Annotated in this window: 18 protein-coding genes and 2 pseudogenes; 8 read left to right on the top strand and 12 right to left on the bottom strand. The window is 72.1% G+C overall.

Translation table 11 applies throughout. From position 1 onward, the window contains the following. Positions 1-13 precede the first annotated feature (13 nt). Positions 14-667, top strand: a complete 654-nt coding sequence (locus ACZ7JZ_RS12495; protein ID WP_470937445.1) for a class I SAM-dependent methyltransferase — start codon at positions 14-16, stop codon at positions 665-667. Between the two features lie 137 nt (positions 668-804). Here the strand turns inward: ACZ7JZ_RS12495 and ACZ7JZ_RS12490 are convergent, their stop codons facing one another. The 4 genes from ACZ7JZ_RS12490 to ACZ7JZ_RS12475 form a co-directional block, all read right to left on the bottom strand. Then, positions 805-1,914, bottom strand: coding sequence for an SPFH domain-containing protein (locus ACZ7JZ_RS12490; protein WP_470936937.1), 1,110 nt, complete (start codon positions 1,912-1,914; stop codon positions 805-807). A gap of 28 nt (positions 1,915-1,942) precedes the next feature. Beyond that, positions 1,943-2,380 carry an NfeD family protein gene (locus ACZ7JZ_RS12485; protein ID WP_470936934.1) on the bottom strand — a complete coding sequence of 146 codons (438 nt, stop codon included), beginning with the start codon at positions 2,378-2,380 and terminating at the stop codon, positions 1,943-1,945. A gap of 549 nt (positions 2,381-2,929) precedes the next feature. Then, the gene (locus tag ACZ7JZ_RS12480) at positions 2,930-3,454 is read right to left on the bottom strand and encodes a hypothetical protein (protein WP_470936931.1); all 525 of its coding nucleotides are present in this window, start codon (positions 3,452-3,454) and stop codon (positions 2,930-2,932) included. Further along, entirely contained in the window at positions 3,454-4,638 is a 1,185-nt protein-coding gene (locus ACZ7JZ_RS12475) for a molybdopterin-dependent oxidoreductase (protein WP_470936928.1), read from the bottom strand. Before ACZ7JZ_RS12475 ends, ACZ7JZ_RS12480 begins: the two co-directional genes overlap by 1 nt. Before the next feature lie 269 nt (positions 4,639-4,907). On the opposite strand from ACZ7JZ_RS12475, the gene ACZ7JZ_RS12470 reads away from it, so the two are divergent. The 3 genes from ACZ7JZ_RS12470 to ACZ7JZ_RS12460 all read left to right on the top strand — a co-directional run bounded on the left by ACZ7JZ_RS12470 (position 4,908) and on the right by ACZ7JZ_RS12460 (position 9,536). Then, on the top strand, positions 4,908-6,209 hold the full coding sequence (locus tag ACZ7JZ_RS12470) for a glycosyltransferase 87 family protein (RefSeq protein WP_470937442.1): 1,302 nt from the start codon (positions 4,908-4,910) through the stop codon (positions 6,207-6,209). A 74-nt stretch (positions 6,210-6,283) separates the two neighbouring features. Further along, a complete protein-coding gene (locus ACZ7JZ_RS12465; RefSeq protein ID WP_470937440.1) occupies positions 6,284-8,194 on the top strand; it encodes a potassium channel family protein in 1,911 nt (636 codons plus the stop codon). 259 nt (positions 8,195-8,453) lie between these two features. Beyond that, on the top strand, positions 8,454-9,536 hold the full coding sequence (locus ACZ7JZ_RS12460; RefSeq protein ID WP_470936925.1) for a PucR family transcriptional regulator: 1,083 nt from the start codon (positions 8,454-8,456) through the stop codon (positions 9,534-9,536). A 251-nt stretch (positions 9,537-9,787) separates the two neighbouring features. On the opposite strand, the gene ACZ7JZ_RS12455 is transcribed toward ACZ7JZ_RS12460, so the two are convergent. Continuing rightward, positions 9,788-10,369 (bottom strand): hypothetical protein, encoded by a 582-nt coding sequence (locus ACZ7JZ_RS12455; RefSeq protein ID WP_470936922.1) that lies wholly within the window; start codon positions 10,367-10,369, stop codon positions 9,788-9,790. Beyond that, complete coding sequence (locus tag ACZ7JZ_RS12450; RefSeq protein WP_470936919.1) at positions 10,356-11,630, bottom strand: cation:proton antiporter; 1,275 nt, start codon at positions 11,628-11,630, stop codon at positions 10,356-10,358. Before ACZ7JZ_RS12450 ends, ACZ7JZ_RS12455 begins: the two co-directional genes overlap by 14 nt. Positions 11,631-11,955: 325 nt before the next feature. Here ACZ7JZ_RS12450 and ACZ7JZ_RS12445 point away from each other — a divergent pair, with 325 nt between their 5' ends. Beyond that, positions 11,956-12,180, top strand: a complete 225-nt coding sequence (locus ACZ7JZ_RS12445; RefSeq protein WP_470936916.1) for a hypothetical protein — start codon at positions 11,956-11,958, stop codon at positions 12,178-12,180. Positions 12,181-12,452: 272 nt separating this feature from the next. Continuing rightward, a complete protein-coding gene (locus ACZ7JZ_RS12440; RefSeq protein ID WP_470936913.1) occupies positions 12,453-12,782 on the top strand; it encodes a hypothetical protein in 330 nt (109 codons plus the stop codon). Positions 12,783-12,803: 21 nt separating this feature from the next. Here the strand turns inward: ACZ7JZ_RS12440 and ACZ7JZ_RS12435 are convergent, their stop codons facing one another. The 3 genes and pseudogenes from ACZ7JZ_RS12435 to ACZ7JZ_RS12425 form a co-directional block, all read right to left on the bottom strand. Beyond that, complete coding sequence (locus tag ACZ7JZ_RS12435) at positions 12,804-14,645, bottom strand: glycoside hydrolase family 15 protein (RefSeq protein ID WP_470936910.1); 1,842 nt, start codon at positions 14,643-14,645, stop codon at positions 12,804-12,806. 425 nt (positions 14,646-15,070) lie between these two features. Further along, positions 15,071-15,406 (bottom strand): annotated as a pseudogene (locus tag ACZ7JZ_RS12430) (ATP-binding cassette domain-containing protein); the annotation flags it as partial. Positions 15,407-15,514: 108 nt separating this feature from the next. Next, a pseudogene (locus tag ACZ7JZ_RS12425) lies at positions 15,515-15,862 on the bottom strand (ABC transporter permease subunit); the annotation flags it as partial. A 96-nt stretch (positions 15,863-15,958) separates the two neighbouring features. On the opposite strand from ACZ7JZ_RS12425, the gene ACZ7JZ_RS12420 reads away from it, so the two are divergent. Continuing rightward, positions 15,959-16,312: a DUF3040 domain-containing protein gene (locus ACZ7JZ_RS12420; protein WP_470936907.1), complete on the top strand. Its 354-nt coding sequence runs from the start codon at positions 15,959-15,961 to the stop codon at positions 16,310-16,312. 18 nt (positions 16,313-16,330) lie between these two features. Here ACZ7JZ_RS12420 and ACZ7JZ_RS12415 read toward each other — a convergent pair whose 3' ends face one another. The 3 genes from ACZ7JZ_RS12415 to ACZ7JZ_RS12405 all read right to left on the bottom strand — a co-directional run bounded on the left by ACZ7JZ_RS12415 (position 16,331) and on the right by ACZ7JZ_RS12405 (position 19,715). Continuing rightward, positions 16,331-16,591: a hypothetical protein gene (locus ACZ7JZ_RS12415; RefSeq protein WP_470936904.1), complete on the bottom strand. Its 261-nt coding sequence runs from the start codon at positions 16,589-16,591 to the stop codon at positions 16,331-16,333. Between the two features lie 11 nt (positions 16,592-16,602). Continuing rightward, positions 16,603-17,907 carry a Na+/H+ antiporter NhaA gene (gene nhaA, locus ACZ7JZ_RS12410; protein ID WP_470936901.1) on the bottom strand — a complete coding sequence of 435 codons (1,305 nt, stop codon included), beginning with the start codon at positions 17,905-17,907 and terminating at the stop codon, positions 16,603-16,605. 263 nt (positions 17,908-18,170) lie between these two features. After that, positions 18,171-19,715: an alanine/glycine:cation symporter family protein gene (locus ACZ7JZ_RS12405; RefSeq protein WP_470936898.1), complete on the bottom strand. Its 1,545-nt coding sequence runs from the start codon at positions 19,713-19,715 to the stop codon at positions 18,171-18,173. Positions 19,716-20,313: 598 nt separating this feature from the next. On the opposite strand from ACZ7JZ_RS12405, the gene ACZ7JZ_RS12400 reads away from it, so the two are divergent. Then, positions 20,314-21,186: a potassium channel family protein gene (locus ACZ7JZ_RS12400; protein ID WP_470936895.1), complete on the top strand. Its 873-nt coding sequence runs from the start codon at positions 20,314-20,316 to the stop codon at positions 21,184-21,186. Positions 21,187-21,196 lie beyond the last annotated feature (10 nt).

Here is a 21,196-nt window from a genome sequence, read left to right as displayed (position 1 = left end):
GGTACCCGGCGAGATGCCCCGTCCGGCTACAGCACAGGCACCTTGGCGGGACGACCCGTACGCCAGGGCCCTGCGCGCCGGGCAGGGTCCGCTCTTCCTGCGTCGGCCGGACGGATGGCTGATGCCGCTGGAGGTGGAGCGGTGGCTCGCCGGCGCGGACGCCGCCGACGAGAGCGTGCTCGCCCGGTGCCGGGGAGCCGTGCTCGACGTCGGTTGCGGTCCGGGTCGGCTGGTCGCCGCTCTGGCCGAGCGCGGCCACCCGGCCCTGGGCGTGGACGTCAGCCCGGCTGCCGTGACCAGGACCGTCCAGCGCGGAGGAACGGCCCTGTGCCGGTCGGTCTTCGGCCTGCTGCCGGGCGAGGGGCGCTGGAGCACGGTCCTTCTGATCGACGGCAACATCGGCATCGGCGGAGACCCGACCGCCCTGCTCGGCCGGGCCGCCGAACTGCTGGGAGGCTGCGGCCGGGTGATCGTGGAAGCCGCTTCGGTGGAGGTGGACGAGCGGTGCGAGGTCCGCCTCGACGACGGACGCGGCGACCCCGGCATCCCTTTCCCGTGGGCTCGGGTGGGGCGTGAGGCGCTGCGCCGCCATGCCGGCCGGGCGGGGTGGACGGCTGCGCACGCCTGGACGGTATCCGGCCGGAGCTTCGCCGAACTCGTTCCCTGAACCCTCCGCCGGGCAGGGCGACCGGGTACACCGCCCACGGCCGCCCCCAGCCGCCTCTTCCGGGGCAGGCCGGGTTCGACGGCGTCCTCGAAGCGCCGGGGGCCAGGACGGGGACCCGGTGGCAGTCGACGGTCGGCTCACTCGCCGGAGGTGACGTCCCGGCTCGGCAGCTGGGGCGCCCCCGCGGCTTCGGCCTCGGCCTTCGCGGCGCTCACTGCGGTGGCCGCCTGCTTCGCGGCTTCGTCGGCAGCCGAGACAGCGTCCAGTGAAAGCGGCCAGTCCGCCTCGTCGAGTTTCGTTGTCCCGCCTTCCGACGCCCGGACGCCGTGAGGAGCGGCTGATTCTTCCGGATTCGCCGACCTGGGCAACCCTGTAGCCGACCGGTCGCCGAAGGCGCTGGTGACCGTGCGAACCGCCTCGGTCAGCTCCCCGGGGATCACCCAGAACGTGTTGTTGTCGCTCTTCGCCAAGTGGGGCAGGGTCTCCAGGTACTTGTAGGCCAGGACCTTCGGGTCGGCGTTGTTGCGGTGGACGGCCTGGAAGACGAGCTCCACTGCCTTGGCCTCACCGTCCGCCCGCAGGATCATGGCCTGCTGCGCGCCCTGTGCTTCCAGGATGTCCTTCTGCTTCGTTCCTTCCGCAGTAAGGATCTTGGCCTGCCGCTCTCCTTCGGCGTGCAGGATGGCCGCGCGCTTGTCGCGTTCGGCCCGCATCTGCTTCTCCATCGCCTCTTTGATGGTGGCCGGCGGATCGATGGCCTTGATCTCGACGCGGTTGACCCGGATGCCCCACTTGCCGGTGGCGTCGTCGAGGACGGTACGGAGCCGCGTATTGATCTCCTCGCGTGAGGTGAGCGTCTGCTCCAGGTCCATGGAGCCGATGACGTTCCGCAGCGTGGTCACGGTGAGCTGATCGATCGCCTGCAGGAAGTCGGCGACCTCGTAGGCCGCCGCCCGCGGATCGGTCACCTGGTAGTAGAGCACGGTGTCGATGTTCACCACGAGGTTGTCCTCGGTGATCACCGGCTTCGGGTCGGAGGAGTACACCTGCTCGCGCACGTCGAGTCTGGTGTTGACGCGGTCCGCCACCGGCAGGACGAAGTTCAGGCCTGGTTGCAGGGTCCGGTGATAGCGGCCGAACCGTTCGATGTTGTAGCGGCGCGCCTGCGGGACGATCCGCACCGTGGCAGCGACGAGGAAGACGACGACCAGCGCCGCCACGAGAATCGGGATGACGAGCGGGTCCATACTTCCTCCGTCCGGTGTGCTCTGTCGTTCACGGCAGAAGCTCGCGCGGGTACACGACAGCGGTCACGCCCTCGATCTCCATGACGTCGACCAGAGCGCCCACCGGGATCACCTGGCTCTCGTCGAGGGCGCGGGCGGACCACTCCTCGCCGGACACCTTGATCAGGCCGCGGGTCGCGGTGACCTCCTGCATGACCTCGGCGCGCCTGCCGATCAGCGCATCGCTGCCCTCACGGGTGAGGGGCGACCGCGACATATGACGCAGCGCGACAGGACGCATGACGGCGAGGCCGACTGCCGCTGCCACGGCGAACGCCACGAGCTGGCCGAGAAGGCCGATACCCACTCCGGCGACCACGGCAGCCACCAGCGCAGCGCCCGCCAGCAGCCCGAGAACCAGCGACAGGGTGAAGAACTCCCCTACGCCGAGCGCCGCGGCGGCGAGCAGCCATACGAACCACGGCATCGCATCGGCCTCCTTCGGGGAACTCGATAACCCAGGGGGACTCACTTGCCGATTTACCCACTTATGGCCCGATGGATGCGGATTTTTACCCGCCGGTTCGGCAGCTCACCACCATGAGCAGACGCCTCCCTGTCAGTCCCCCGACCCAAGCCCCATTGCGGGACTGGTCACGTTCGGGGGCGGAGCCGCCGATCGGCAGGCCGCCGGTACCCCCAGCGCCAGCGCCCCGAGGAACCACGGGAGCGCGGTCAAGAGGAGAAGCGACCACCCGCCGGACACCGTGAGCACCCCGGCGATCAAGGCCGTCGTGCCGGAAGCGAAGACCGGCTGCAACAGCAGCCGCCGCCGCCGGGACCGCCGGCGGCGCCGGGCAGCGTCGTCGAGAGCTGCGGCCAGCCGCCCGCCGGCCGCCCCCGAGGCCAGCAACAGCAGCGGACCGAGTACTCCGTACAGATTCACCGCGGCCTCTTCCTGACGCCGTGCGGCATCCTGGCGGTCGATCCTAACCGCGCCGGTGGACGGCCGGGGCAGCAGCCTTCCCGCACGGTTCTACAGATTTCGACGCACTCCACGCGGCGGGTCGTCCGCGGGCCGGGCGCCGTCCCGGAGCCGGGGCCCGCCGCGCCGCCGCAGGGAGAGCCGAACCGCGATCGCGACCACGGCCGTCGCCGCCAGCACCAGCAGCAGGTTGCGGGCGTAGGGCAGGGGCAGCGCCGACGGGTTCGGCGGTGCCCCCGGACGCAGAAGAGGCGGCAACGCGATCAGCACGAGCGACCCCGCCGTGATCAGAGCCCCGCGCACCACCGGCCGCGCCGGCCCGGCCGCCACCAGCAGCCCGCCCGCGAGTACGAGGGGTCCGATGAGGACGTCGTGCAGGATCAGCGCCCCGCCCAGCCACACCAGTACGTCGTGCGGGTCCGGTCGCTCGGCCAGGTGCCATCCGCCGATCCCGATCAGCAGCAGCCCGAACGCCCCGGATACGCAGCGACTGGGCGACACGGAGGCCTGCGCATCCGCCTCCGGTGCGTCCCCCGGGTCCGACTGGTGCCCCGGCCCCGGCTCGGACGCGGACATCACACGACCTCCAGCCGGGTGACCCATTTGGTCTGCAGCACGCCGGGACGGTTCGGTGCGATGACGCGGGCCGGGTACCCGTGGTCGGCCGAGAGGACTTCGCCGTTCAGCCGCAGCGCCAGCAGCGTCAGCGGGTCATCGGAGTACTCCCGGCCCATGTGCATCTCGCGGTACGCTCCGGCCACCTCCAGTGACACCACCCGCAGCGCGGAGCCCGGCCGCCCCCCGGCCAGCCGGACCAGGTCGCGGACCGGTACGCCGCGCCACTCGGCGTCCATGCTCCAGCCCTCCACGCACGCGATCGGCAGCCGGACCCGCCGCTGCGGCAGGGCGGCGAGCTGCGGGAGCGTCAGCCGGTAGGGGTCCGGGCCCAGCACCTCCAGGCGCCACTCCCGTACGGCCGCCTCCGTCACCCCGGCCGCGGCCGCCGTCCGGTTCACCGGAAGGCCCTGCGGCCCGTAACCGGGGTGCCGGGGTGCCAGCAGGTCCAGGGGCGCGAGCGGGGTGAACGACTGACCCACCGTGGTGACCGTGACTGCTCCCACGGCCGTGCCCACGCCGAGCAGCAGCGCCCGCCGGTCGGGTCCGTCCCGCTCCTCGTCCGGCAGGGCGAGCGTCCCTGTGGACCTGCGGCTCCAGTGGGCGCGGATCTCGGGGGCCTTCACCGCGAGGTGCAGCAGCACGGACCCGGCCACCACCCACGCGACGGCGTAGTGCACCGGTACGAAGGAGAACGGCCACGGGTACCACTGGGCGATGTTCAGCAGCCCCGTCAGCACCTGGAACAGGGCCGCCGCCACCAGTACCGCCACTGACAGCCGCTCCAGTCCGTGCCGCACCGACCGGACGGGCGGCCACAGGAACAACCGCGGGTAGACCGCCCACAGCTTGGCCAGCAGCAGCACGATCGCCGCCAGCCCGACTGCGACGTGCAGTCCCTGAGTCAGCCGGTAGCCCCAGACCGGCCGCGACGGAAGGTAGCCGGCGAGCCAGGGCGGCGGCTGCTGCAGAACGTGGCTGAACAGCCCGGTCAGGAAGCACACCGCCAGGGCCGCGCCCAGCCACCGCCCGATCGCCGTCGCCGTGCGCGGGTCGTGCAGTCGGCCGGAGAACGAGGGCGGGCGCACGGCCGGCGGCCGCAGCCGCGGGCGGTGGGGGCGCCGTCGGGCGGTGTGGGTGTCCATGCCCTCATGCAACCGCCTCGACCGGGTCGGCCGGCGTTTCCGACACCTTACGGAACACGAACGGCCTGCCGCGCCGACCGGTCGGGCGGGAGAGCCCCTGCCAGGGTGGGCCCGTGAGCCATCCCCGCCCCGATCCGACCGACTCGCCCCCTGAACCGCCGGCCCCGGCGCCCGCCATCCGCGAGACCCGTCCCCGCGGCGGCAGCCGCCGCGGCCTCGGTGCCACCGCGGCGACCGCGTTCCTGCTGGCGGGCCTCACCACCGCGCTCGTGCTCACCGTCCGCTACGACGGCTACTACGCCGACCCGGCCGGACTCTCCTGGCGGTACGCAGCCTGCTGGGCGCTGTTCGCAGCGGCGGCCTGGTGGCTGCGCCGCACCCCCGCCCGGCACGTCGCGGCCCTGGTCCTGGCCGGCGGCATCGCCGTAGCTGCCACCGGCCTGGCGGCCGGCCCCGGGACCAGCACTGACTCCTTCCGCTACGCGTGGGACGGCCGGGTACAGGCCGCCGGAACCTCCCCGTACGACCATGCCCCGGCGGACCCTGCCCTCAGCCCGCTCCGCGACGACTGGCTCTTCCCGTCCCGCGACCACTGCGGTCGGCCCGATCTCTCGTCGTTGCCGGACGGCGGCTGCACCCGCATCAACCGGCCCCGGGTGCACACCATCTATCCGCCGGCCGGCGAGGTGTACTTCCTCACCGTCCACGTACTCTCCCCTGACGGGGTCCGCCACAAGGCGCTCCAAGCCGGCGGCGTGCTCTTGGCCGTGGCCACCACCCTGGTGCTGCTGCGGGTGCTGCGCCGCCGCGGCGATCCGCGCAACGCCGCCTGGTGGGCCTGGTGTCCGGCGGTGGCCGTGGAAGCGGTCAACAATGCCCACGTCGATGTCCTCGCCGTCCTCCTGTCCGTCGCCGCCCTCGTCCTGACGGTCCGCCACCGGGCACTCGGCGGCGCACTGCTGGGGCTGGCCGCGGCAGCCAAGCTGCTGCCCGCCGTACTGCTCCCCGGCGCACTCTCCGGCGTACGGAGGCCCCGCGACTTCGCCGCCATCCTGCTGCCCGCCGCCGGTGTGCTCACGGCCCTCTACCTGCCGTACGTCCTGCTCTCCGACTCCTCGGTCCTGGGCTACCTCGCCGGATACGCCGAGGAGGAGGGCTACCAGGACGCCGCCTCCGGCAACCGGTACGCCCTGCTGCGCCTCGTCCTGCCCGACTCCTGGGCGCTGCCGGCCGTGCTCATCGGCATGCTCGCCGTCAGCCTCCACGTGATCCGCCGAGGCGACCCTGCACGGCCCTGGTCCGGCGCACTCCTCGCCACCGGCACCGCCTTCCTCCTGACCACCCCCGGCTACTCCTGGTACGCCCTGCTCCTGATCGCGCTCGTGGCCCTCGACGGACGCTGGGAATGGCTCGGCGTGGCCGTCGCGGGAGCCGCGGCCTACCTCACCTCGCGCGCGCTGCCCGGCGCCGGGACCGTGATGTACGCGGCTGCTCTCCTGGCCGTACTCGCCGGCGCCGCGCTCCGCACCCGCCGCGCACGCCCCCGCGCCCTTGCCGCCCCGGTTGACTGACAGGCCGATGGCCACGGCATGCTTGCCCGATGATCGATTCGTCGACAGGCCAACTCCCCGACTCCGCAGGCAGGATGATCGTCTGCGGTGACGACGGGCTGGCCCGGAGGCTGGCCGCGGAGCTTCGTGACGTCTACCGCGAACCCGTCACCCTGGTGGTGCCCGAGGACCGTGAGCCGCAGCCGGCCGTGGGGCGGGGTCGGGGACGCGTCCCCGGTCTGCTCGCCCGGGTCCCGGTGGCGGGGCCGCGACGATCGCGGGCCGCGAAGCAGGTGCCCATCGCGGACCTGCGCGTGGTCGAGGCCGCGCAGCCCGACGAGGACGCGCTGGCCGCTGCGGGGGCGTCCGGTGCCGCCGCCCTGGCACTGGTCTACGAGGACGACGAGACCAACGTCCGGGCCGCACTCGTGGCCAGACGTCTGAACCCGCGCCTCCGCCTGGTCATCCGGCTCTACAACCGCCGCCTCGGCCAGCACCTGGAGGAGCTGCTGGACCAGGCCGCCATCGTCGCCGAGCCGGGACTCGACCTGCGGGAGCTGGACGTCTCGACCACCGTCCTCTCGGACGCGGACACCGCCGCGCCCGCCCTGGCCGCCTCGGCGATCGCCGGAACCAGCAAGGTGGTCCAGGCCGACGGCCTCCTCCTGCGGGCCGTGGAGCGGACCCCGCCCGGGCGAGGAGAGGTCGCCGACCCCGGCCTGTGCACACTCGCCCTGCTGTCGGCGACCACCCGGGACCCCGCCGGGGCCGAGGGATCCGACGCCAGCGGTGACAGCGGACCGCAACTGCTGCCCGACGACCGGGCCGTGGCCGCCGCCACCGGACGAGGCATCGTCGCGTTGGAAGCCGTTGCCCACACGGGCCCGGTCCAGGCGGGGTCCGGGACCCGCCTTGCGGCAGCCGCCTTCCCGGTCGGCTCGTTCTTCTCCCGCCGGCTGCGCTGGGCCCTGGCCGGTATCGGCGCGGCCGTGGCCGCCCTGGCGGTGGCGGCCTGGCTGACCACCGGCGACCACCCGCTCCACGCCGCCTACATGACCCTGCTGGACATCTTCGCCATCAACGACCCGGCCGTGGACGAGTCCACCGAGCGCAAGACGCTCCAGATCCTGGCGGGCACCGTCGGTCTGCTCCTGCTCCCGGTGCTCGTCGCGGCCGCGCTCGAAGGCCTCGGGGACTTCCGGACGGCGACGGCACTGCGCCGCCCGCCGCGCGGGCTGTCCGGCCACGTGGTGCTCCTGGGCCTGGGCAAGATCGGCACCCGCGTGCTGGGCCGCCTCCGGGAACTGGACATCCCGGTGGTGTGTGTGGAGTCCGACCCCGAGGCGCGGGGCCTGGCACTTGCCCGGCGGCTGCGCGTACCCGTCGTTCTCGGCGACGTCACGGAGGAGGGTGTCCTGGAATCGGCACGCGTCCACCGCGCGCACTCGCTGCTCGCCCTCACCAGCAGTGACACCACCAATCTGGAGACGGCCCTGTACGCCCGGGTGGTGCGGCCCGACCTCCGCGTCGTCATGCGCCTGTACGAGGACGACTTCGCCACGGCCGTGTACCGCACCCTGCGCGCCGCCCACCCCGCGGCCCTGACCCGCAGCCGCAGCGTCACGCACCTGGCTGCCCCGGCGTTCGCCGGGGCGATGATGGGCCGCCAGGTCCTCGGAGCCGTACCCGTAGAGCGCCGGGTGCTGCTCTTCGCAGCCCTTGAAGTCGCGGGCCATCCGCAACTGGAGGGCCGGACGATCGCGGAGTCCTTCCGGCCCGGTGCCTGGCGGGTGGTCGCCCTGGACACCGCCGCACCGGAGGACCGCCGGCCCGACCTGGCCTCCACTCCGGTCGAGTCGCCCGCGGCTGCGGCCGGCCTCGTATGGGACCTCCATCCCGGGTACGTCCTCAGGGCCCAGGACCGGGTCGTCCTCGCCGCCACCCGCCGGGGGCTGGCGGAACTGCTCGGCCGACACGGTACCCGTGCCCCGGGCGGGCTCGCGTGAGAGGGCGATGGAGGTGCGGCGTACCGGGCCGGTGCCGCGAAGTGCCGGGCCGGCCCCGACGGCCGGAGCGGCTGGGCCGGCGCGCGTCATCGGTCCTGTGCGACAGGGGGACCCGATGCCCAGCCTGGATCCATCCGGTGCCCGGTGTCGTGCCCGGACGTTCCGAGGCGCTGCCCGACCTGCGGTCCTGTCCTCGCCCGGGGCATGGCAGGCTGATCCCCGGCCAGTGGCGGGTGCGATGGGGCAGGCGGGGCGAGGGTTGAGCGACGAGCAGCGGACGACGGACGAATACCTGGAGGGCAGCGCGGAACTCCTGCGGGAGGCCTGCGCCACCGGGCGCCGCTTCACCCGCACGGAGCTGGAGGCCCGCCGCGCAGCGGGTGAGCGGGCAGCCGAGGCCGGCATCGGGCTGCGTGCCCTGGTGCTGGCACACCTGAGCGTTGCCCGGGAGATCCAGCCGGAGATGGCGGTACGGGAGCTGCCGTATCTGCTGGGTGTTCTGGAGCAGGCGGTCGACGCCTTCGCGGAGGGGTACGAGAGGGCTCAGCAGCAGGCGGTGCGGCAGCAGGAGGCAGCACGGCGGGAGTTCATCGACGACCTGCTGTACGGGGGCAGCGATCTCGGGCGTCTCGCGGAGCGGGCCGAGCGGTTCGGGCTGCGCCTGTCCCAGGCCCATGCGGTGGCGGTGGCCCAGGGAGCGGAGCCGTACGACGACGGCTACAGCATGGTGCGCGGGATAGAGACGGCCGTCCTCGCCCGGTTCGGCAACCGGAACATCCTGCTGACGACCAAGGACGGCCGGCTGATCTGCGTCGCCCCTGGCGACCAGCCGGAGGTCCTCGCCTACTTCGCGAAGCAGGCGTACGCGGCCACCGATGGAGGACTGGTAGCGATCGGCAGGCCCCATCCCGGTGCCGGGGGAGTGGTGCACTCCTACGAGGAGGCCCTCAACGCGCTCGACCTGGCGGCACGCATGGACCTGGGCGGTCCGGTCCTGCATGCGGCGGACCTGCTCGTCTACCCGGTGCTCGGGCGGGACCGGCAGGCCATGGCCGATCTCGTCCACACCGTCCTCGGTCCGCTGGAGCAGGCCCGGGGCGGTGCCGGGCCGCTGATCGACACGCTCCACGCCTATTTCGATTCCGGCTGCGTGGCCACCGAGGCCGCCCGTCTGCTGTCCTTGAGCGTCCGGGCCCTGACGTACCGCCTGGAGCGCATCCACAAGCTCACCGGGGCGGACCCCGGCGACCCGCGGCACCGCTACACCCTCCAGACGGCTGCCATCGGCGCCCGGCTGCTGGACTGGCCGGACGGCACCGCGGTGAAGCCTTCGACGCGTTGACGGGGCCGCCTCTCCCGAGTGCCGCTCCGGGCCGGGAACCCGGAACGGTCAGTGGGGCCGCCCCGAGGCCGTCCACGCCCTGCGGACGCGGTCGCCGGTCTCTCCGACAGCGATGATCAAAAGCGCGCCGAAGGCACATCCCGGCAAGGGCGCGTAGTGGCCTACGAGGAGGCCGCCCAGCCAGAGCGCGCCTGTCACCAGGCACCACCAGGCAGCGGCCCAGCCCAGGACCCGCAGTGCTCTCGTCGGTGTCATCCACGAGCACCTTCCCTCCGCATACCCACCGTGCACGCGATGCCGACCGGCACCACCGTCAGCAGCCAGAGCAGCGGATGCAGCCAGTACGGTCCGCCGCACCAGAGCAGCAGCCACAGGATCAGGAACGAGTCGGCGATCATCCCCAGCGCGGCCCATCCGGCCGTCGTCAGGCTCCTCGACCCGGCAACCCGCCCCCACCCGGGTCGGCGGAGCAGACGCCAGCCGGCGAGGACGCCGAATGCGCCGATGACCAGGGTGACGACGGTCAACGCAAGGGAGTGGAGCGGGCCGTCGGCGGCGAGGGGAACGGCTGCCTGGGCCATGTCGCTCGCCCCGCTGCTCGCGATGTCCTCGTGCGACGCCGGTGCGTCCGTTCTACCCCCGGTCGGCAGCGTCGCCGCGTAGGTCCGCTCTTCGGGAACGTCCGGGATCTCCGCCGGCAGGGCCGCGATCGCAACAGCGGTCAGGCCGAGCGAGGCCAGTCCGCCGAGACCGGCCAGGGCACCGGTGACGCGGTCACGCCGTCTCGTCCGCAGGTACCGGCTGACTGGTGAACCTGTCTCAGGTCCGAACACGAGCCCCCTGTCGCGGAACCGTCTGCGCCTGGTCGGAGGCATCCCCGGCCGGTTCCGATGGCGACTTGAGTGCGCCGCTCGGGGCGGAGGCGTCGCCCTCGACGTGGAAGAGGCGGGCGACCGGTACGTCCGTGCTGCTGTGGGCGACGATCGAGAAGGCGATGCAGACCGCGATCAGGGTGTACGCGGTCCCACCCTGCGGGATGCCGGCCTGGAGGACCAGCAGCCCGTAGACCACCGACGCGAAACCCTTGGGACCGAACCACGCCGCGACCAGCTTCTCCCGCAGCTCGAACTCGGTACCGAGTAGTGACACCAGCAGGGAGGCCGGCCGGACGAGGACGATCGCCAGCACGACGGCCGCGTAGCCGCCCCACGACAGGTCGCCGAACAGCGCCGGCGTGAGCAGGGCGCCGAAGACCAGCAGCGCGGCGAACTTGGCGAGCTCCGCCACCGCCTCGCCCAGCGGTTCGAAAACCTCCTTGGCCTCCGGCGCGACCGCCGCCAGGACCGCTCCCGCGGAGAAGGCCGCCAGGTAGGGGTTGGCGTGGGTGATGTGGCACAGCCCGTAGAGGATGATGCCGGTGGCGAGCGGCAGCAGTGGCTGGAGGCGGGGCTCGGCACCGAGGTTGCGTACCCGGACCAGGCCCGCCACCAGCAGCGGCAGCACCACGCCGAGCCCCAGTCCCAGCAGCAGCTCCAGCCCGATCATGCCGATCGAGGCCTCCGCGTGGGCCGAGGTGGGGCCGGTGGCGGCGATGAGGACGAGAACCACCGGAAGGGCGAGGCCGTCGTTGATGCCGCTCTCCACGTTCAGCAGCTGCCGCAGCTTGGCGCGTACCTCCTTGCGGCCCACGATCGCCGAGGCGAACACCGGGTCCGTCGGCGCCAGCACCGCTCCCACCAGGAACGACGTCGTCCAGTCGAGACCCACCAGGTAGTGCGTGATCAGGGCCATGCCGACCAAAGCCAGCGGCATGCCCAGACCCAGGGCGCGCGCCGGGTTCCTCCAGTTCCTGCGTAGTGCCGGGAACGAGACGTGCATGCCGTCGGTGAACAGCACGGCGAACAGTGCGAGGTCCGCGGTGACCGCGACGATCCCGCTCTCCGGGGTGATGCGGATCAGGCCCAGGAAGCCGTCGCTGACCAGCGCGCCGCCGAGCAGGAAGAGCAGGGAGGTGGACAGGACGGTGCGGGCGGCGAGCCCGGACAGCAGGACCGCGACGAGCAGCACGACCCCGAACACTGCGACGAGCACCATGGAAAGCAAGCCCCTATCGGCGAGAGGAGAGTCTCCCCTTGACCGCCGACCAGGCTTCCCGGCACACCGCAGCGGATTTGATGCACCCCTTACGCCGCCTTGACGGTTCCTGACGGCAGTGCTCTGCCCGCAGATCTGCCGGTCACCGGCATGAACGCGTCAGCCGAACCCCGGTAAGGTGAGCGCCGCATTCCGGAACGGCACCGACGAACGGAAGTCCCATGATCCACGCGACGGCGCCCGGCGGCACGGCGCTCCTGCTGCTCCAGCCCGCGTCGGCGTTGCTGTCCGGCTGGATGCCTTCGGGTGGTACGGGGAGCGCCGGATGAAGCGGCTGCGCGCCGGGTGGAACCGCGCCACCCTCTACCGCTGGATCAGGGCCGAACGGCGCCTCGGCCTGGTCCTCGCGGCGGTCGGCTTGCCGATCACCTGCCTGGGGGCGGCAATGTACGTTCTCCCGGGTCCGGGCTTCCCCGTCCTGGTGATCGGCGCGAGTCTTCTCCTGACAGGAGTGGCGATGGCCCTGTCTGGGCAGGACGGAGACCGGTAGGGGCCCGACCGGGCCGCCGGGTTCTCACCCACGAGGTTACCGCTACGGCTCCGGGGAGCGGTGTGGCACTCGTGGGGGTGGGGACTGTGAGCTCTTCCGATGAGTACTTCCGTGAGCTCAGGTGCAAGGAGGAGTGGGAGCGCGACAAGGAGGCGGCGGAGAATCTCACAGGGCCCCAGTCGCCGTTCGCCTCCTCGCGAGGGTCGTCAGGACCGCCGAGGTCTTCGCAGTCCTCAAAGGGCGGATGTGCCGGCTGCGGATGCTTGCTGCTCGTGATCGTGGCGGTTCTCGCCGCATGGTTCTACGGCAGCGAGTTCCTCAAGCGCGACGAGGTCCGCACGGTGACGGCCATCCTGTGCGGCAAGGAGGAGGACGGCCAGGACCGGCGGATCCGCACCAGCGAGGGCGACTTCAGGCTCGGCGACGTGCCGGAGAGGACGGCCGCCCAGCAGTACGAGACCCTGCAGGCGGGCCGGGCCTACGTCATCGCCTACCAGGGCATGGAAATGCCCCTCCTGCCGCGACCCGTCACACGCGGCGTCGAGCCCGCGCCCGGCGGAGCGTCCGGCCGCAACCTCGGAACCTGCCCTGCCGGCGGGTGAAGGGCTCCTGTCCTCGGCTGGTCACGAGAACCAGGCGTGCGTGGACAGTTCGGGACTGAGGCCGTGCGTGGTCCGGGCGATCAGTACCGCCGACGAGACGAGCCCGACGTGGCTGAGGCCTTGGGGGAAGTTGCCGAGGAACATGCCGTCGCCTGGCGCCAGTTGTTCCGGAAGAAGGCCGAGTTCGTTCGCGTACGAGCACAGCTGGTCGTACAGCTCCAGGGCCTCTCCGATGCGTCCCTGTCCGACGAGGTTGTCGACCAGCCAGAAGGAGCACAGCAGGAAGGCCCCTTCCGGTCCTCCCACCCCGTCCGGGGACTCGTCGGGCAGGTACCGGTAGAGGAGCCCGCCGCCGGCGTCGAGCCGTTCGGAGACCGCCCGGCACGTCGCGACCATCCTCGGATCGTCGGCGGGAAGGACGCGGCGCAGCGGCAGTGCGAGTACCGAGGCGTCGAGCCCGCCGCCGGGGGCCAGGTGTTCGGTGAGGGCCCGCTGCGCCGGGTCCCAGGCGGCGTCGAGGATGTGCCGCGTGATGGCCCGGGCGTCCTGCTCCCAGCCGTCGGCGTCGCCGGGTAGGCCCAGACGGCGGGCCAGCCGTGCCGCGCGGTCCAAGGCGACGTGGCACATGGCCGCGGAGTAGGTGAAGGGGCGGGGCGGCGAGCGGACCTCCCAGATGCCGTGATCGGGTCTGGCCCAGGCGGTGCGTGCGGCCTCGGCGAGGGAGGCGAGCCCCTCCCAGAGGCCGGGGGAGAATGTCCCGCCCGTGGCCGCCCACTGGAAGGCGCAGTCCAGGACCTCCCCGTAGACGTCGTGCTGCGTCTGGCGGGCGGCGTCGTTGCCCCAGCGCACCGGCTGCGATCCGCGATATCCCGCCAGGGCAGGGTCGACGGCCTCCCGGGGGGCGGGGCGCCCGTCGATGTCGTAGACGACCCGCGGGCCGCCGGAGGCGTGCACGGCGTCCAGGACCCAGGTCAGGAACCCGCCGGCCTCCATCGGCAGTCCGATGCGGCGCAGGGCGAAGACCGTGTAGGCGGCGTCCCGGATCCAGGCGTAGCGGTAGTCCCAGTTGCGGTCGCCGCCGATCCTCTCGGGCAGCGAGGAGGTCGCCGCCGCCACGATGGCGCCGTTGGCGAAGTGGTCGAGCAGCTTGAGGGTGATGGCGGACCGGTGGACGAGCCGCCGCTGGGGCACGTCCTGGACGAGCTGACCGGACCACCGCCGCCACTGACGGACGGTGTCGGCGAGCGGGTCGTCGGCCACCCGCCCCGGAAGCCGCTCCCCAGGCTGCCACTGAAGCGCGATCCATATCCTCTCCCCTTCGCGGAGGGCGGCCTCCCCAGGCCGTACGGGCAGGGGCCGGGAGCACCGGAGCAGGACCTCCAACCCCTGGTCAGGGCATCGGAGCCGCAGTTCGCCGGCCGATCCTTCCACGGCCGCACCACCCCGTGGTTCGAAGCGCAGGGAGACGTCCGGCCGGCCGTGCAGGACGCGCACGAGCCGGAGCAGGGTTCCCGTGCCGGCCGGGCTGTCCTCCTCCAGCACCGCGTCGGGGCGCAGGGGCATCCCGTCCGTGATCTCGACGGTCCCGTCCCCCGACCGGATCTCCGTGACCAGGACACCGGTTCCTGTCAGGTACCGCTGTCGGCTGTGCGTGGCTCCGGCGACCGTCAACCGGAAGTATCCGCCCCGCTCCGGGTCCAGCAGCGGACACACCAGCGGCGGTGAGTCGAAGCGCGGAGCGCACAGGAACGCGACCGACCCGTCCCGTCCGACCAGTGCGCAGGTGGCCCCGTCCCCGATGAGGCCGTGGTCCTCGATGGGCAGCTGCCGCTCGGCCGGTGGCAGCGGCCGCCAGCCGGTCATCGGCGGCCCGCGCTTCGCGTCGTGCGCCCGGCGGCGCGGCGGTCGGCGGGGGTCATCTCGTCCTGCTCGTACCCGGGTACGACCTTGATCGCAGCCATGGCCACCAGGACACCACGACGGCTGCGGTGGTCCCGATCAGCTGTGTCTTCATGACTGCTCCTCCGGGGAGGCTGACGGGCCCCTTGGCGTCCCCACTCGGCGCCTACCCTGCCAGGAGCGGGGTAGGCGCTGGAGGCAGCGCAAAGTGTGCGGTGGCCGCCGCCCGCGGCTGGCGCGTGCCCGCGGGTCACAGCACGGCGCGGAGGAACGACCGGGTGCGCCCGCAGCACGTCCAGCACCCCTGCCGCGAGCTCCGGGTCGAGGGCCGAGGTGACCTCGTCGAGCAGGAGCACCTCGGGACGCATGGCGAGGGCGCGGGCGATGGCCACCCGCTGCTGCTCGCCACCGGACAGCCGGGCCGGGCGGGCCTGCAGGTGGGCCTGGAGGCCGACCAGGTCGAGCAGCTCCCGGGCTTGGGCCTCCGCCTGCGCCCGATCGGTGCCGAGTACGCGCACCGGAGCCTCCACCACACCATGCCGACGCGCCGCCGGGCGGCACGCAGGTAGCGGTCATCGGTCGGCACCAGTACTCCGGCGGGGCCCTGAGGCATATGGGGTACGGACGCCAGCCAGGTGGATGAAGCCCTCGGTGACCCGCTCCAAGGTCATCAGCAGGCGCAGGATCGTGGTCTTGCCCGACCCGCTCGGCCCGATCAGCGTCACCCGCTCGCCGGGCGCGACGCTCAGTTCGAGGCGTCCAGCACGGTGCGCGCGCCGATCCGCTTCACCACGTTCTCGAAGCGGATCATCTCGGAGCGGCGTGTTGCTTCGTCAGCGGGCAAGTCGTTTCTCCAGACGTCTCATCAGCAGGGAGGTGGGACAGCTGGCCAGCAGGAAGATCACCGCCGCTGTCGTGTACGCCTCCAGGTAGGCGAAATGGGTGCTGCCGTACTCGTTCGCCCGGTGGACCATCTTGGGCACGGCGATCACGGCCAGCCAGGGGGTCTTCTTGAACATGGAGACGACGTAGTTGCCGAGCGAGGGCAGCACGTTGCGCAGCGCCTGCGGCAGCACCACGGCCCACCACGCCCGCCGGCGCGGCAGCGACAGCGCGACGCACGCCTCCCACTGCCCCCGCGGTACGGCATCGATGCCCGCGCGGTACACCTGGGCCGTGTACGGCTGCGCCGTGGGCTGTCCGGTCGTGGGGTTGCGGACCCCGCGGGCCGGGTACGCGCCCTACAGGGCCGTTCGCCCATTCGGAGAGGGGCTGCCATGAAGGACCCCCGTCTCTCCCGCCGGGAGCAGAGGATCCTCGACGGCATCGAGGAGCAGCTCCGGGGGGACGAGAGCATCGATCGTGAGCTCCGTACGATGCGGGCCCGCCACGAAAAGGCGCCGGTGCCCGGTAGGGCCGGGGCCGGCTCGCTGCGTCTGCTGACGACCCTGCTCCTGGGTGTCTGCCTTGTGCTGTTCGTGGCCGCCTCCGCGACCGGTTCCCGCCTCCTCCTCTGGTCCTTCTCGGCGGTCTGGGTGGCAACGGCGCCGTGCCTCCTCGTGCTGATGGCGCGCCGCGTGCGGCGGGTGGCCTCCTCGAGGCCGACCGCGGAAGACGGCCGCGAGGTATGAGGACGGCCTTGCGGGCTGCTAGCCAGCCCGGAGGTTCGACACGGCGTATGCGACGAGGGCGGAGGCGAGCAGGGCCCATATGAGCCCTTCCGGGCCCGCCTGCAGCCAGCCGAGAAGTCCCAGCAGGCAGGCCGTCGCCCCCCCTGTGGCCAGCGCACGGGCGTCCCGCAGGAACGCCCATTCCGCACGAGCGGTGCCCGGGTGCCGGAGTTCCGTCACGGCGGTCCGGATGATCCAGGCTGCGACGACGACCGCCGCGGTGAGCAGGGCCGGTCCCATGGCGGCTCCGATCAGTGTTCTCGGGCGGTGGCGTCGCGCTGGTAGATGTCCGGGATGCCGTCGGCATCGGCGTCGACGTTCTCTTCCTCGTAGAGACGCTTGTACACCTTGTTGCGGCGCAGGAGGAGGAGAGCGGCGAGGGCGGCGGCGGTGACGGAGGCGATGAGGACGGCTGCCTTGATCTGTTCGGTGACGTCCTGGCCGGGGAAGGCGAGTTCACCGATCAGCAGGGCGACGGTGAACCCGATTCCTGCGAGGACGGAGAGTCCGAGGACGTCGCCCCAGGCGAGGTCGGGGTTGAGGCGGGCGCGGGTGAAGCGGGCGGCGAGGTAGGTTCCGCCGAACACGCCGAGGATCTTGCCGGCGACGAGGCCGATGACGACGCCGAGGGGCTCGGGGCGGGTGAACACGTCGGCCAGGGCATCACCGGAGAGGGTGACCCCGGCGGCGAAGAGGGCGAAGAGGGGGACGGCCACACCGGCGGAGAAGGGGTGGACGAGGTGGGAGACGCGGGCGCTGGGGGAGGATTCCTCGCCCTTGTCGGGGGTGGTGCGCAGGATGAGTCCCATGGCGACGCCGGCGACGGTGGCGTGGACGCCGCTGTTGTACATCAGGGCCCAGATCGCGAGGCCGAGGGGGACGTACCACCACCAGCCGCGGACCCGGAAGCGCTGCAGGGCGTAGAAGAGGGCGAGCCCGGCGAAGGCTCCGCCGAGGGCGAGGAAGTTCAGATCGCTGGTGAAGAACACCGCGATGATGAGGATGGCGCCGAGGTCGTCGACGACGGCCAGGGTGAGCAGGAACGCGCGCAGGGCGGCCGGGAGGTGCGTCGAGATGACGGCGAGGACGGCGAGGGCGAAGGCGATGTCGGTGGCCATGGGGACGGCCCATCCGTCGAGGCTGCCGCCGCCGAGGCCTGCGGTGAGTGCGTAGAGGGCGGCGGGTACGGCCATGCCGCAGACCGCGGCGATGACGGGCAGGGCGGCCGTGGCCGGGGTGCGGAGCTCGCCGACGACGAGTTCGCGTTTGAGTTCGATGCCGGCGACGAGGAAGAACACGGCGAGGAGGCCGTCGGCGGTCCAGTGGCCGACGGAGAGGTCGAGTCCGAGGGCTGGGATTCCGAAGTGGAAGTCGCGTATCTGCTCGTACGTGTCGCCGACAGGGCTGTTCGCCCAGAGGAGGGCGATCGCGGCGGCGGCCAGCAGGACGAGTCCGCCGATGGTCTCGGTGCGCAGGGCTGCGGCGATGGCGCGCCGCTCGGGCCAGGGGAGCAGGCCGAGGAAGGGGGCGCGCGGCGGGGGCGGGGCAGCGTTCATGGCGGGGTGCCTTCCGGGGCGTCGGCTGTGAATGGGCACACGGCCCCAGGGACGCCGACCAGACTTCCCGGCACACCCCGCGTCCGCTCGCCGGTGCGGTGAGCGTTTTGACGCGTTCTTTACACCCTATCGGGAGGCCCGGGATGTCGCCAGAGGGGTCTGACGTGCGGTGATGGGTCCAGGTCAGGCGAGGGGGCCCGTACCCACCCAAGGCGCGAGGGTGGGTACGGGCCCGCTCAAGGAGCCGGGCCGCGGGGATGCGGTCAGACGGTGGTCTTCACCGGCTCCTGGTCTTCGTCCCCGTCGGCTTCGGTGTCCTGGCCGGCGTCGCGGCGGCGGGCGAAGTCGAGGAAGTGGTTGAGCTCGCGCTTAACGACGGGGGCCAGCAGGTACAGGCCGATGATGTTGATGACGGCGAGCATGAAGAGCACCGCGTCGGCCATGTCGATGAGGGTCTGCAGGGTCAGCAGGGAGCCGGCGACCGCGAACAGGGTGTAGATGATGTTGAAGGTGAGCTGGCTGGCCCTGCTGCGGCCGAAGAGGTGGGTCCAGGCCTTCATGCAGTAGTAGCCCCAGGTCAGCACGGTGGAGATGGCGAACAGCATCACCGCGATGGTGAGGATGTACGGGAACCAGGGCAGCACGGTGGCGAAGGCGTCGGAGGTGATGGTCACGCCGCCGATGGAGTCGCCGCCGTTGCGGAGCTCGACGTAGCTGGCCGGGTTGGCGATGACGATGGTCAGCGCGGTGATCGTGCAGATGACGACCGTGTCGATGAAGGGCTCCAGCAGGGCGACCAGGCCCTCGCTGGCGGGGTGCTTGGTCTTGACCGCGGAGTGGGCGATCGGCGCGGAGCCGAGGCCGGCCTCGTTGGAGAACGCGGCCCGCTTGAAGCCGATGATCAGCGCGCCGAGGACACCGCCGGCGACGCCCTGCGGGTTGAAGGCGCCCTCGATGATGCTGGAGACCGCGGTCGGGACGGCGGTGACGTTGACGGCGATCACCACGAGGCAGGCGGCGATGTAGATGCCGGCCATGGCCGGGACCAGCTTGCTGGTGACGGAGGCGATGGAGCGGATGCCGCCGAGGAGGACGATGCCGACCAGGGCGGCGATGAGGATGCCGAAGAACAGCGCGCCGGCCGAGGAGCCCATCATGCCGTCCTCGCCGCCGGTGACGGAGACCAGCTGGGCGTAGGACTGGTTGACCTGGAAGAGGTTGCCGCCGAAGACGCCGAAGAACAGGATGAACGCGGAGGCCAGGACGGCGAGGACCTTGCCGAGGGTCTTTCCGCGGGCGCCGAAGCGCTCGGCGAGGCCCTTGGGAAGGTAGTGCATCGGGCCGCCGGAGACGGATCCGTCGGCGTGCACCTCGCGGTACTTCACACCGAGGGTCACCTCGACGAACTTCGTCGCCATACCCAGCAGACCGCAGAGGATCATCCAGAACGTGGCGCCGGGGCCGCCGATGGACACGGCGACGGCGACACCGGCGATGTTGCCGAGACCGACGGTTCCGGAGACAGCGGCGGTCAGCGCCTGGAAGTGGTTGACCTCGCCGGTCGAGCCCTTCTCGTCGTACTTGCCGCGGACCACCTTCAGCGCGAGCGGGAACTTGCGTATCTGGATCAGGCCGAACCAGGCGGAGAAGACCAGACCTGCGACGACCAGCCAGGCGACGATCAGCGGGAGCTGGGTGCCGTTGACGGGCACGGAGTAGAAGACGACCTCCCCGAGCCATGTGGCGATGGGCTCGAAGAATCCGCTGACCGCAGAGTCGACGGAGTCGGTGAAGGAGTCGAGAGACATGTGGCAAAACCTCGATGGCGCAGACCGGCCCAGTGCGGAAGGCCGGTGTGTGAAGGCGGGCGGGGAGCGAACGCCGTTGTCCGATCGGCGACCCGTGGCGCCACCGGTCCGCGGATGCGGACGGGTGTGAAGCGCCTTGGTCGTGCAGGTGGAGCGAGCACTGCAGGTGGTGCCGCGGCCTGGTGCGGCCGGAACTCCGGGTGTCCGGCGAGGGGTGGGCCGGAGCGGAGTTGCGTATTCCTAGCACGCTCTTTACGTCGTCTTTAGTGACGGGATTCACACTGACTGAAAGTTTGCGGTGTTTGCCCAGGTCTGGTGATGCGATCGTTATCCGGATCTGAGGTTCTGCTGAGCGAACGGGCACGCCCCGCCCCAGCCCCCGAAGCCGCACGCCGTAGCCGTCGCCCCCGACCGGGGCCGTCGAGTGTTCCCGGACCGAGCGGCCCCCGGCGAGCCCCCGTCCGCCCCGGCGTGCCCGCTGGTAGGCAGGACACCCAGGGGGTGCTGACCGCGGCTGCCCGGCCCGGAGCCGGATGCGGCGCCACTGGTCGGGCCGCACCGGACCCGGTCGGCCCCCGCTCCGTGGAGAGGAATCCGAATGGGCTGGTGGGCGGCCGCCGCTGGTGCGGCACTGGTGCTGCTCGTCCTCCGGGACGTGTTCCACACCCTGTGGCACCCCACCCGCCACGGCGGCTTGAGCCGCCTGGCCATGACCGCCGTGTGGCGCCTGTCGAAGGCACTCCCGCGCCGCCGTGCCGCAGGGCTGGCCGGCCCCGTAGGGATGGCGGTGGTCGTGGTCGCGTGGTCCCTGACGGCCGTCGTGGGATGGGCACTCGTCTACTGGCCGCACATGCCCCATGCCTTCACGTACGCCCCGGGCCTGAAGCCCGCCGACCACGCCGGATTCCAGGACGCCCTGTACGTGTCGCTGGTCCACGTCTCGACACTCGGTCTGGGTGACATCGCCCCCGGGGACGGCTGGCTCAGGATCGTCGCGCCGATGGAGTCCCTGGTCGGCTTCGCCCTGCTGAGTGCGACCGTCGCCTGGACCCTGGGCATCTACCCGGCGCTGGCACGCCGGCGCTCCCTGGCCCTGCGGATCTCGCATCTCGCCCGCACCCGGCCCACCGCGGACCAGGTCGACGCGGGCGCGGGCGCCGCGATTCTCGACAACCTGGCCGCTGACGTCTCCGTGGCCTGCGTGGACTTCCTCCAGTACGCCGAGTCGTACTACTTCCGTGACGGAGACGGCCGCATCTCCCTCGCCCACCAGATCGGGAAGGCCGTCGAACTCGCAGGTCAGGCCTCGGCCGCCCGCCACTCCGACGTCCGGACGTCTGCGGCCGTACTCCGCGCCGCCCTGGACGACTTGGCCGCCGTCCTCGACGACCGCTTCCTCCACACCGGGGGGAGGGCGCGCGAGGTGTTCGAGGCGTTCGCCCGGGACCACGGCGACCCGGACGGTGCATGAACGGTCGCCG

Source organism: Streptomyces sp. NPDC038213, from assembly GCF_055600495.1.
Note: the sequence above shows the minus strand (reverse complement) of the source record. Positions and strands in the feature narration are given on the sequence as shown.